Genomic DNA, 13,044 nt, shown 5'->3' on the forward strand with positions numbered 1-13,044 from the left:
CTTTGGCACGATTATTGATACATAGCTGATCGCGATAGAAAGATATGATAAAAGTAACCTGCTTTCTGAACGAAAACACAGTAAAAAAGGCACTGACGAGTTAATGTCGGTGCCTTTTTTATGCGATTTACTGTTCCTGAACAGACAATTTCTACGCTTTTTACGTCTGCTTCATGTATGATCCGCATCTTTTCCTTCAGAGACGGATAGCTAAATATAAAGCGCTATGCTTAAAGCATGAATTGGCTATAACAAAAACTACATTTTGAGAGGCTTAGCGGTCTATGCCGTTACTGTATCATAAAGGGAATCACTGCTTGCTGCATTTCCGGGTTGAGCAAATGAAGCAGATAACTGCCGGGTGGCAGTGATACCTGCAACGACGAAGCCCCATTTGTAAATAATGCTTCGCATTGATATATACTACGCCCGGACAGGTCAGTCACAACAGCGGTCACACCACCCCGAAGCTGAGCATTTTGTATGTGCAGGACTCCGGAAGCCGGATTGGGAAAAATGCTGATCTGCGGTGATTGTTTATTTTCGGTTATCCCTAAAACAGATATGGAAACACATGCCAGGGTATCGGTACATGCATCTTTCGTGACGATTACAGCATAGTCACCGTCTTCCGTCACGTAATATGACTGTCCGAATGCATCGGTCAGCTCTTTCGTAAGATCAGCACAATTTACCCAGCGGTAAGCGTACATTTTCTGATTGCACTCCAGCACACGACCAGATACTACAATAGACGCGCCGGAGCAGCCCAATTGTGCGCGCACGCCGGTACAGCACATCAGCATTGCCAGGAAGAACATAAGTTTTCTCATAAAGCGTGGTTTTACAATTCTAAGTTACGCTTTTCATATTAAACGCAAAACAATTTGTACAAGCACACCTGACTGATCCATATAGGTGTAATCGTAATCGGCATTATCGCACTGGCCGCTTTTGTTCTCTTGCGCAGCAAACGATAAGGTGATTTTCCCAATACACCGCTAGTTCAGCAAAGCTGTTATCCCGAACAGGAACAACAGTATCACACCGGTATAAACGAGTCCGATTACCATTCCCGGCAGCAATGCCAACAGCATGCGATAGCGGACCACCCTCAGGAAATGGTCGGCAGTAAGCAAACCTGCCCATAAACATGCACATTCCAGCAGTAACAGTCTCCGTTCCTCCGGCTGTAGCCGTGGCAGGTCGATGCGACAGGCTCCTTCGTCTGCATACAGCAGGATTCCGACTACGACGACGAAGAACAGCAGGTAAGCAACTGCACGATGGCGGCGTGTTATCCGATAAATGTTCATTACCGTATAAACGAAATAATGCACGAGTTATGCGAATCTGTATGAATGGCGAAAAAAACTGCCCGCCATATGATGTATTCATACGGCGGGCAGTAATAAAACGGATAAAACCGTATACTTCTATTTAACGACTGAAAGTTTTTGAGTACTTACCTTATTTCCGGTAGTGAGCTGCACCTGATAAATACCTGAAGACAGATTTTCAGTGTTTATTTTAAACTTATGCTGACCGCTTTGCAGGTAGCCCTTATGGATTGAGCTTACTTGTCTGCCCATAATATCTGCCATTGTAATTTGCACCATTTGGTCAGCAGACAGTTCGATAGTCAAATCAGTGTTATCTCGCGCCGGGTTAGGACTGATCAGCATTTTATCTTCAAGGATGCTGTTGCCCTTTGCAATCGGCTCTGTCGTAGTTCTTGACATAATATCACCACCCGCACTGATGCAGATATCCATACAAGTGATGCAGGGCAAGCTCATTGGTGCGGCGGGATATTCAGAAACACAAATTGTGTAATTTCCCGGCGCATAATGTTTACTTATAGGGTTTGAGGTTACTGTCCCATCGCCCCAGTTGTAAGAATAAGTGGAACTGGGATGGTAGCTATCGAGGAACACAGAACCATTGGCAACCGGAGACCCGTCACTGGCATAGTTGTATTTGAATGTAAAATTTGAATTACAATCGGGAGTTCCTGCAGCAGGAGCTGACGATGGAAACGGATCAGCATAGCAAACATCAATACACTTGGTACATTTTGAACCGTCGGCTTTATTTTCAGTGAGACAAACCGTATAACTTCCGGGTGTGTAGACGTTCGTAACAGGATAAGAGGTTGTGGTGAATCCATAATCGAATGTATAGGTAGAACCGGGATGGTTTTTCCTTGGCACGATATCTCCAAGCAGTTGAGGGGTACCGGAAGACTGAATTGACATTTCGAATCTGAAATTGGCATCGCAATCCAGCGCATTGGAGTCCAGCATGATCAAACTTTTATAAGATTGAATATCAGCCGGATTACACTTATTTCGTACTTTGATTTCTACACCTATATACTTACCATAATTAGAAATGCTGCCTAAAGCTCCCGATCCATAGCTGCTTAAATTGATCGGCCCGGATCCTGAGTGCCAGGTGTCCGAATAATTTAAGGCAGATCCGGGAATTGAAGAATAACCACATGGATTAACCTCCTCCCATGAAATAGAATACTCCTCTTTAGGAGAAAGCGTTACCGGATTACCGGCAAGGTCCTTAAATTCCATGATCAGGTAACTATTGTCCAGGATCTGTAACTGACCCCATGAAGATGCGGGATAGCAAAGCCCGGGTGAAGTGAGACTAACCCGATTATTGATGGTTGCATCAGCCACAATACTGGATGATGATCCGCTCCAATAACTCAGATCTTCTCCGTCAATCTGGTTATTAATGTAGTAATAAAATCCATTATATGTACTTCCTTTTACCAAAGTGGGGTGTGAAGTGAAACCAAGCGAAGGATTACCAGGGTCGAAAGAGTAAAGCGTTCCGGGACTGGTAACGGGGCTGCCTCCTGCCGGAGCATAACTGCCACCTATTACAAAGTGTGTACTACCCGGCAGCGAACATGTGGGGCAGCCGGCAAAATACAAACGGAAATCCTTTCCTAATTCTATTTCCGAAGCACCTGTTCCGGCGGGTAAAGTAAAACCGACCGAGTTAATTGTGGTGCTACCGTCGTTGAAGTAAATCATATTTCCAACAGCTTTTGGTGCACCAACAGGCAAGTGAACATAAGACACATACCAACGATTAAACTGAGGCAGCCACTCAATGCCGGTAATACTTGCAACATCCAGATCAGAACGATTATACAAATCAGGTATAGGATAATTCATCACAGTGCCTGTGATAACGTTATAAACGTTTAAACCGTAAGGCCCTGGATACGCGATCTTATTTCCATCGGAACTGATATCTGCAATGGTCATGTGGGCAGTTGCATCATTTGGAGCCGCCCCGGATTGCTCTACCAGCCTCACCTCAGGCTGTTCGGCGTAAGTTCCGTCTGCCGCAAACCGCCAGGACCGGACACATAGTCTGGGGTTTATCGGGTTGCCGACTGCATCAAGTCCGTCGTTGTTACGACAAACGGTATAAAAAATTCTGGAACCGTCAGATTTAACCGGAGACGTAACAACCGGGTACCCTACTCCTTGTTTGTTCCATGTATGTACATAATGAGCGGGATCAGAAGTGAAATCAGGATTACCATACCAGCTAATTAGGTCAGGTAAGGCGGTAACGGAAATTGCGGTGGGGACGGATGCATCCACATTGAAGATTTTCAGCACATAATTAAATGGAAAATCAGTTTGCGCGCAAATCACATAATAGTTATCGCAGGCGCTGCCGTTAGGAAATACTTCAATTTCGCTGTGCAGTTCACCCCGGTAACCGAGCAATGGAGCAATGTTCGCACCGGACGCATCAAAAAATCCATTTATATCCACCATAAAGATAAGATTTCCTGATGCATCAAATATAGAATGCTGACAGGTATTCTGCCAATCCGTCCCTCCGGAAACACTGTGGGTAGGCATCGTACCTACCGATGCCGAAGGAACTGTCGTTCGAAAAATATCGGAGTAATTAAAACCCCAATAAGTTGATTGGGCCTGCGATTGAGGACTGCAAAATAGTCCTATACCAGATAGTGTTAGACTAAGCAATATTCGCTTCATAGTTGTATACCGTTGGTTTATACGGTATTGCAAATTATTACTTTAATTTGATAAACAAATTATTTTATAAGAATAATTTTAAAAATCACTAATTGATCAACTGCGTTATCAATAAATCGGCATCCGTTTTTAGCAAGGCCCTAAACAATATCCGTTAGCCATCCCGAACAAATGTCCTTTAAATTTTGAAAAGGGAAATAACATCACCTCACATTTAACGTAATTAAGAATAGTTACTTTCCTGAAACATTAATTTATTAAATCAAAGCCGTATTTATGTAACCTTCATATTTGAGAAGCTATTGCTTTCTGAACGAAAAACCAGTTGCTACCTTACGTGCTGAAGACATGTATTAGCGCAGAATAACCTATATAAATGCCATAGGCTGGTGCATATTCAGATATAAAGCAGACTTCGGCTATTGATCTACTTATATGTCTTAAAAACTACTGGAAACTGTACTTCGCAGATTCGCAGCTCAGCATGTCAGGCGTTTACTGCCGGGCATTAACAGCAAACGGCACCTGAACAAATGTAATATCGTATTCCCTGTTGCACAGCTGTTTTGCGTTAGTGGCGGTATGATATATGCAGCTATAGCTTATACCACCGTTATCGGAACTATGAATATACAACTGCCGCATTCAACGATTCGCTGGGATGCAAGTTGCGAATCAGAAAATCGTACTCATCATAGGGGCAGGCACCAGATCAGCAACTTTGTGAATTTCTGTGCCGGAACGGATTACGGATGTAGTGGCTTCACCAAACAGCAGGTATGACTATAATGCCACGGTTACTTATCAGCCATATTTGTCCCAAACTCAATCAAAATAACCGATATTTATTCACCTGTCAATGCTCACCTCATGCGCCAACTACTCATCTCCATCCTAACCATCTGTTTAACATTTAAAGCAGCAGTTGTATACGCCCGATCTGATGTCCGATGGGCGATTACCACGCAACCTTTACAATTATTGTGCCGCGACCTGCCTGTTACCGTAGAGCGTTTCTATAAAAGACATACCGTAGGTCTCACATTAGGCTACCGCTCAGACGCCAGCCGTCCGGACAATCCCAATCATATGGTCGGTTACTTTGCCGGCTCAACTCCCGGCTTTACCACACCGCGATTTAAAGCGGTTACGCTGGGCATCAACACGAAATATTATTTAAGCAAACGGCAGGATCTCTACCTGGATGCCCAGTTTTTCTACAGGTATTGGTGGCACAACACACGATTTTATGAAGAGGTGAACTATAGCGGCAGTTCTGCTCCACGCCCGGAATACAACACCAGTGCGCGCAATCATGTACTGGGCACAAAACTGCTGTTCGGTGTGACATCCGCATCGAAGGGCAAGCGCCGTATCGGCACCATAACCAATCTATTCGTCGGATTAGGTTTTCGTGTAAAATGGATCAATGAAGACGGAGCAACCCGAATGGCAGATTATTACAATAATCGGTATTCATCCTACACTCCTTATTCAGATCACCATTACGACCTGCTACCGAGCATCCATCTGGGCGTCAGTTTCGGTATGCTTGTGAGAAAAGCAGAACGGGCGGACGCAGCCGAATGACCCGATTAGTAATTGTAACAGGGCGAGCCGTTCCGTTCAGTACGGAATCTTGATAAATAGTTGCCGGACAAAATCATGCATTTGACTGCAGCAGCCTTTCAAGTTCGCGTGCGGGTACCACACCGGACTGGCGCCACAGCACTTTCCCCTGCTTGAACAATATAAGGGTTGGAACACCGCTTACCTGGTATACCTGCGCTGCCTGCGGATTTTTGTCTACGTCTATCTTAATGATGTGAGCATTGTCACCCACTTTCTTTTTCACCTCGTCGAGAATTGGTGCCATCATTTTACAAGGGCCACACCAGGTGGCAAAAAAGTCCACCAGCACGGGTTTTTCCGATTGTATCATTTCCTGAAATGTCATAACAGTATGGTTTTAATCTTAGCGCGCAGAAGAATGCGGCAACACTTCCGGGCGATTAAATGCTACACACGATATGTAGCATCCGTCTTTCCCGTCTGAAGGTCCGGGTATAAATTTACGAAACTTATTATTGCCGTCATTCTCATCCACCGGAGGTTCCTTAAGTGTTCAATGAAAACACCGGAAGGCCATTTCTGAATTCCGGTGTATTACTGCACACGCTTATGTTTTATAAAACGATACGCCGCTACCCTCCCCGTCCAAAGCCCCCAATGGAACAGGTCGTTCCGGCGCGCTCACCCGCCGGTGTAGCGGCGTATCATTTGAATCTCTTTATATACGCTGGGCGCTGATCACATTGCCGAGTGAACCGCCGTTGGTTACGTGGGAAATGCCAGCCTTCTCCAGCAATGCCTTGGCCTGTCCGCTGCGGTTTCCACTGCGGCAGAAAACGACGACACGCGACTTTCCTTTGAACCGGGCGATCTTAGCCGGAATCTGATCCAGCGGAATATTTACGGCGCCTTTTGCACTGCCGGACGAAAATTCCGCTGGCGTACGAACATCTACCAGAAATGGCTTCTGAAGCAGCAATTCGCTGAGCTTCACGGAATCTGTAGATCTCCCGAATATTGCAGATAAAAATCCCATATTGATTGTTTGATTTATTAAAGTAAGGTGGTCGGACATACGTAATCGCTGATTGCGAAAACACCGCTTTCCTTCAATGCCTTAAATCCGCCCTCCACATTTATCAGCTTGTCGAAGCCCCGTGCTTTAAGGATGGAACAGAAGATCATTGAGCGGTAACCGGAAGCACAGTGTACATAGTAGTTTTTATCTCTGTCCAGTTCTGCCAGATGCTCATTGATATAATCCAGTGGCACGTTTTCCGTTCCGATCACGCGTTCTGAAAGATATTCACTTTGTTTACGCACATCCAGGATGGTCGATTCGGGATCCGCCTCCGAGCGCTGTTTCAGCTCATGAGCATTTATACTGACAATACTGTCCGTTTCCATACCCGCTTTTTTCCATGCCTCTATTCCGCCTTCGAGGTATCCGATCGTCTGATCGTATCCCACACGCGCCAGTCTTGTCACTACTTCCTCTTCTCGCCCAGGCTCACAAATGATAAGTATCGGTTGTTGTATATCGGGTATGAGTGCGCCCACCCAGGGTGCAAAATTTCCATTGATACCGATATTGATCGAATTAGGCACGAAAGATGCTCCGAACACAAGCGGATCACGTGTATCCAGTACAACAGCACCTGTCGCATCTGCAGCGGCTTCAAATTCCGGAGGATTCAGCTTTCTGAGTCCACGTTCACGTACCGTATCAATGCTGTCATATCCGTGAATATTCATCATGACGTTCATCGGGAAATATCCGGGAGGCGGCATCAGTCCGTCGGTTACTTTTTTGATAAAAGTTTCGCGGCTCATCGGCTGCAATGCATAGTTGGTAAGCTTTTGATGTCCGAGTGTATCTGTCGTTTCCTTACTCATATTCTTGCCGCAGGCCGATCCTGCGCCGTGTGCCGGATATAGGATTATATCGTCTGCAAGCGGAAGAATTTTCATGTGCAGCGAATCGTACAGCAGTCCGGCCAGTTTATCCTGGGTAAGATCGGCCACCACTTTCTGTGCCAGATCCGGACGTCCCACATCGCCGATGAACAAGGTATCACCCGTAAACAATCCGACGTCTTTTCCATCCTTATCGGTCAGCAGAAAGCAGGAGCTTTCCATTGTATGCCCGGGGGTATGCAGTACGGTAAATGTGAGATCTCCTACTTTCAGTTGCTCTCCGTCCGCAGCTATATGAGCATCGAAATCGGGGTGCGCTGTAGGACCATACACAATCGTCGCTCCGGTCTTTTTTGCCAGGTCAAGATGACCACTCACAAAATCGGCATGAAAGTGTGTTTCAAAAATAAATTTGATTCTGGCGTTATCTTTCTCTGCCCGTTTCAGGTAAGGTTCCGTTTCGCGGAGCGGATCTATTACTACGGCTTCTCCATTACTTTCAATATAATAAGCACCCTGCGCAAGGCAACCGGTGTAAATTTGTTCTATTTGCATAACTGTTCTTATTTGTGTGTGTTTGTAAAAGCAAAATTGGCGCGAAAAAAACAGGGAAAGAGTGATTTTAGTCACATAATGACCTTTATTTTAGCAGTTCACGACCGATAATAAACACTCCCATGAACAGCACAAACCAGCCAAAACCTTTTTTCAGTTTTGCGCCCTCTATATGCCGCCCTAGGATACCACCGATAATAATGCCGGCAATCGCGAGGAACGTTATTGTGAGTAAAAGCTCCCATTGTATGGCGTAAGTGCCCCAATCTCCGGCAAACCCGATCAGCGAATTCATAGCGATGATGAGCAGCGATGTACCGATCGCATCTTTCATCGACAGGCCTACCAGAAAAACAAGTGCGGGAATCAGCAGGAAACCGCCACCGGCGCCCAGAAATCCGGTTACCATACCGATCAGCACACCATACGCGGCGAGACGCACCAAACCGGCTGCATTAAGGCGGTTCACGCCGTGATTGGTCACAACCGGAACTTTTGTCCTGATCATGGAAAAGGATGCAAACAACATCAATACCGCAAAAACGATCATCGTTGCAAGTGATTTGGTAACGACCAGAGATCCGCTAGTGAACCATATTTCAGGGATAGCAGGCAGCAATAAACGCCTCACCATGATAACGGTGACTATTGAAGAAATGCCGAGCAGGAAAGCCGTTCTGAGATGAATATATCCTTTACGGAAATTATTGACGGCCCCTGCGAGACTCGAAACGCCCACTATGAAAAGAGAATAGCCGGTAGCGCGTAAAGGTTCTACCCCGAAAAGATATACCAGTACGGGAACGGTAAGAATTGAACCGCCACCACCGATAAGGCCGAGGGAGACACCAATCAGTAAGGCAGCGGCATAACCAGGTATAAGCATATAACAGATTTCGTGCAAAGGTGAGCTCCCGCAATCTGCTACATGGTAACATTGATCACATTAAGCGATCCACTCGATGTAATTTTTATTGAGCTGCACCTTGCCCTGATGCTCCATTTTCTTCAGCAATCTGGATATCACCTCTCTGGAACTGTTGAGGTCGTTGGCAATTTCCTGGTGGGTGGTACGTAATTGACGGGAACCCAGTTCGCTTACCTGCTTTTTCAGGTAGAATTCAAGCCTTTCATCCATACTCCGGAATGCAATATTATCGACCACTTCCAGTAATTCCTCAAAACGGTTGCGATAGGTTTCCAGCACGAAATAGTACCAGGAGCGATGCTGGCGCATAAGATCGTCCATCATGGAAATGGGTATCGATATTACGGTAGTCGCTTCGATAGCTCTGGCCATCACTTCGCTTGTCTCCTGCCGTGCAGCGCACACCATAGACAGAGCACAGGCATTGCCGGGTTCCAGATAATACACGAAAAACTCACTGCCGTCGTCCTCGCTTTCGCGATAGAGTTTTACATGACCTTCTGCAATAAGCATAACCGAACGGATATACTGTCCCTTATGCATCATCACTTCTCCGGCCTCAAAATGCCGCAGCACAGAACGTTCTGCAATGATATCGCGCAGACTCTGGTCGAACTGTGGGAAATACTGATTAAGGTAAGCTGTTACAGCAGCGTGGTCGCTCATAAACCGGAAGGATGAGAAGGATGGTCAATACAGTTGAACACAAATATACCGTAAACAGGCACAAAGGAGCCTGTTTCGTCAGGGCAACGGGAAATAGCAGGTAAACAACGCACCTTCACCGGGATAACCGGATGCACGGATCGAACCGCCGAGATTTTCCATGATCTTGCGGCAGATAGACAAGCCTATGCCGCTGCCGGGATATTCTTCCTGGGTATGCAGCCGTTCGAAGATCCGGAATATTTTTTCGTTGAATTCGGGCTCGAATCCGATACCGTTATCGGCAACGCGTACAACATGGAAAGAGCGTATTCCGCGGTCGTCCAGATTGTGCCGTTCCTCGGAGGCAGTCACACTGACCTCCGGTTTACGGTCGGGATGACGGAATTTCAATGCATTGCCGAGCAGGTTATTAAACAGATATTGCAGGTATTTGGTACTGCTGAACACCTTCGGCAAATGATCGTACCGGATCTCGGCGCCTGCCTGTGCTATATCTTCACTCAGTTCCGTGCATACATCATCGATAACGGCGGTCATATCGGCCCATTCATTTTCGTCGCGGTACACCTGCAAACGCGACAGTGCCAGTACATCGTCAATCAGGAACGACATGCGGCGGGCGGAAGTTTCCATCCGCTCCAGATACAGCTGGCCTTTGGGAGACATCGTGCCGATGTCGTTACCACTGCGCAGGAGATTTGAAAAAAACATGATCTTACGCAGAGGCTCTTTCAGGTCGTGGCTGGCAATAAATGCAAACGACGCCAATTCATTGTTCTTGATCTCCAGCGTACGGTTCTGCTCGCGCAGCATCGCATTCAGCTCCCTCAGTTCTCTTTCCGCGCGCAGCGCAGCTGTAATGTCCATCACGATGCCCAGCACCTTCACGGGGACACCTTTATGGTTCCGTTCCACGCGGCTGGACACACGCACACTTTTGATTGTTCCTTTGTGCACTACCTGGAAAGTATGTTCGGAATCCTGATGCACCTCCCGGAGATTATGGATAAAATCCGCTGCATTCTCCCGATCCTGCGGAACAACAAGCCGCAGCAATGAAGAGGGACGTATATTCATGCCTTCCGGCACATCAAACAATTCGTACATGCCTGCAGACCAGGTAAATGAAGACCGTACAATATCATATTCCCAGGAGCCTGAATGCGCAAGCTCTTCCGCATACTGCAGTAAAGAAAAATTCTTATACAGCTCCTCTTCTGCATGCTTACGTTGTGTAACATCCAGATTAGTGGCCACCACCCCGTCGTGGAACTTAACGAACATGCAGGAATACCATTTATTGAATCCTTCGTAAGGATAATAATATTCGTCCTGTATCGGCACACCCGTCTCCACCACCTGCACCATCTGTTCAAAAATCCGGGTACGTTTAACGCCCGGATATTCTTCCACATACAATTTCCCGACCAGATCGGCTCTTCCTGTTTCTCTTACAACTTCCTTATTGACCAGTGTGATCTGAAAATCCACGATCTCACCCGACTCGTTCCTGACCGCTTTCATCACGGACATCTGCACCAGGTTCGTATCGAACACAGACTGGATGAACTCCGAATTCTGGCGGGATTCAGTCAGCGCATGTTTCCTTTCGGAAATATCTTCACTGGCTACCAGTAACCCTTCGCCCATCTTCATCACACGCGCGGAAAACACATGTACATCTCCTTCAAAAAGGTAGTCGAATTCATAGCTCTGCTTCACACCTGTCTCCACCACACTCCGGAAGACGTGAAAGTGACTATTGGAAAAAACATCGCCGGAAAACACAGGCATTCCGGCACATTCCGTAATCCCCTTAAACTTCAGGTATGTCGGGTTACCGTAACGGAAAACGAAATTCACTATCGTGCCCGACTCGTCGAAAACCGGATGCAGAATAATGATTGCGTTCGTTGAAACTTCGAGTGCCTTCTTATAATCTTCGTTGGTAAGCATCGGCTCTGAAGGATGTATCTGCACCTGGATCCAGGCGCCAACTGCTGCGCAAACAACATGGTATTGCCTGCCTGAAGCAGAGAAACTGAACGAGGCTTGCGCTCCGTTGGCGAGCGCGACACGTATGTTATCTGTATTTTCCGCTATTGCAGGAACAGACAGTAAATCACCGTCACAACCCGGTATCAGCTGATCTAACCATTGTGCAGCTGCTGCCGAACATTGTAAAATGCCGAACTCAGCATCTGTAATAAAAATGAAAGTTTGTTCGGATAGAATTGTTGTCATGCCTACGGTTCAGTCTTTAAATATACCACCTTCCCCGCTGGAAAAAGGCAACTTACCTTAAAAAAAGCACCCTTTATCTTAAAACCCGCCACTGCAAAGCACTTTAGCATTTCCTTCGGATTGATAACATAAAAAAAACACCGGCAATTGTTCGAAATGATTTTTCTTTGTAAAAATTTTTCAGACACAATTTATTTACCGTAACAACGAAAATGAAAAAAACCTCCCTCATATCGTCCACTATGGCAGTACGGGTTACTGTTTACGGATGCGGGTTTTTTACTGAATCCTTAAACGGATCAGGTTTTTATTCCACTGCTGTATCCTACAGGGTGCGACGTTGATACCTTGCTATTCCTTCGGCCGAGGCCGTTGATGAAGCGTAACGCTTTCAAAACACGAATGAGCTGCAACTGCCCAACGGACAGTCTGCAGTAATACTCTCATATTTTTATTGGTACATAAATGGAACAAGCATTTAAGGTGCTGGTTGCTACGCGCGACCACATCAGTCATGCCGCGGCCATTTGCGAAGAGATGGCCTCTTCGGCAAAGGCGCGTGGCACCGGGATAGCACGTCGCACTCCCGAATACCTGGAAGCGAAAATGACGGAAGGCAAGGCGGTGATCGCTCTGAATGAACAGGGCGAATGGGCCGGCTTCTGCTATATTGAAAGCTGGAGCCATGACGAATATGTGGCCAATTCCGGCCTGATTGTCGCGCCGCAATTCCGGAAGTATGGCCTCGCCAGACTCATTAAACAGAAAATATTCGAACTGAGCAGGGAGAAATACCCGCATGCAAAAATATTCGGACTTACAACCGGACTCGCAGTGATGAAGATCAACAGCGAACTGGGCTATGAACCGGTAACTTATTCTGAGCTCACACAGGATGAGCTTTTCTGGAACGGTTGCAAAAGCTGTGTGAACTACGACATTCTTGTGAGCAAACAGCGTAAAAACTGCCTGTGCACGGCTATGCTCTATGATGCTTCAGAAAAACCGGTCTCCGTTCAGAAAGCAGCCCCGGAAGCAAAACATCGTTCCCGCAGCGGCAAGAAACCCCGTCTGGCACAGTACAAATCTTCTTCTAAATCTCTAAAATAA

The 13,044-nt window shown here is 46.4% G+C and carries 11 protein-coding genes; 2 read left to right on the plus strand and 9 right to left on the minus strand.

Translation table 11 applies throughout. The annotated features are described in order from the left end of the window. Positions 1–290: 290 nt before the first annotated feature. The 3 genes from ABD846_RS08935 to ABD846_RS08945 form a co-directional block, all read right to left on the minus strand. Complete coding sequence (locus ABD846_RS08935) at positions 291–833, minus strand: T9SS type A sorting domain-containing protein (RefSeq protein ID WP_344825496.1); 543 nt, start codon at positions 831–833, stop codon at positions 291–293. A 168-nt stretch (positions 834–1,001) separates the two neighbouring features. After that, a complete protein-coding gene (locus ABD846_RS08940) occupies positions 1,002–1,316 on the minus strand; it encodes a hypothetical protein (RefSeq protein ID WP_344825499.1) in 315 nt (104 codons plus the stop codon). A gap of 120 nt (positions 1,317–1,436) precedes the next feature. Then, positions 1,437–4,082, minus strand: coding sequence for a T9SS type A sorting domain-containing protein (locus ABD846_RS08945; protein ID WP_344825502.1), 2,646 nt, complete (start codon positions 4,080–4,082; stop codon positions 1,437–1,439). A gap of 837 nt (positions 4,083–4,919) precedes the next feature. On the opposite strand from ABD846_RS08945, the gene ABD846_RS08950 reads away from it, so the two are divergent. Continuing rightward, a complete protein-coding gene (locus ABD846_RS08950; protein ID WP_344825505.1) occupies positions 4,920–5,639 on the plus strand; it encodes a hypothetical protein in 720 nt (239 codons plus the stop codon). A gap of 73 nt (positions 5,640–5,712) precedes the next feature. On the opposite strand, the gene trxA is transcribed toward ABD846_RS08950, so the two are convergent. The 6 genes from trxA to ABD846_RS08980 form a co-directional block, all read right to left on the minus strand. Beyond that, on the minus strand, positions 5,713–6,006 hold the full coding sequence (gene trxA, locus ABD846_RS08955; protein ID WP_344825508.1) for a thioredoxin: 294 nt from the start codon (positions 6,004–6,006) through the stop codon (positions 5,713–5,715). Positions 6,007–6,339: 333 nt separating this feature from the next. Next, positions 6,340–6,657 (minus strand): rhodanese-like domain-containing protein, encoded by a 318-nt coding sequence (locus tag ABD846_RS08960; protein ID WP_344825511.1) that lies wholly within the window; start codon positions 6,655–6,657, stop codon positions 6,340–6,342. 17 nt (positions 6,658–6,674) lie between these two features. Further along, complete coding sequence (locus tag ABD846_RS08965; protein WP_344825515.1) at positions 6,675–8,093, minus strand: MBL fold metallo-hydrolase; 1,419 nt, start codon at positions 8,091–8,093, stop codon at positions 6,675–6,677. An 85-nt stretch (positions 8,094–8,178) separates the two neighbouring features. Next, entirely contained in the window at positions 8,179–8,979 is an 801-nt protein-coding gene (locus tag ABD846_RS08970; protein ID WP_344825518.1) for a sulfite exporter TauE/SafE family protein, read from the minus strand. 60 nt (positions 8,980–9,039) lie between these two features. Further along, positions 9,040–9,687, minus strand: coding sequence for a Crp/Fnr family transcriptional regulator (locus tag ABD846_RS08975; RefSeq protein WP_344825521.1), 648 nt, complete (start codon positions 9,685–9,687; stop codon positions 9,040–9,042). 78 nt (positions 9,688–9,765) lie between these two features. Then, the gene (locus ABD846_RS08980; protein WP_344825524.1) at positions 9,766–11,934 is read right to left on the minus strand and encodes a PAS domain-containing sensor histidine kinase; all 2,169 of its coding nucleotides are present in this window, start codon (positions 11,932–11,934) and stop codon (positions 9,766–9,768) included. A 465-nt stretch (positions 11,935–12,399) separates the two neighbouring features. Between ABD846_RS08980 and ABD846_RS08985 the strand changes: the two genes are divergently transcribed. Beyond that, positions 12,400–13,044: a GNAT family N-acetyltransferase gene (locus ABD846_RS08985; protein ID WP_344825527.1), complete on the plus strand. Its 645-nt coding sequence runs from the start codon at positions 12,400–12,402 to the stop codon at positions 13,042–13,044.

Source organism: Rurimicrobium arvi, assembly GCF_039540495.1.
Classification (GTDB): domain Bacteria; phylum Bacteroidota; class Bacteroidia; order Chitinophagales; family Chitinophagaceae; genus Rurimicrobium; species Rurimicrobium arvi.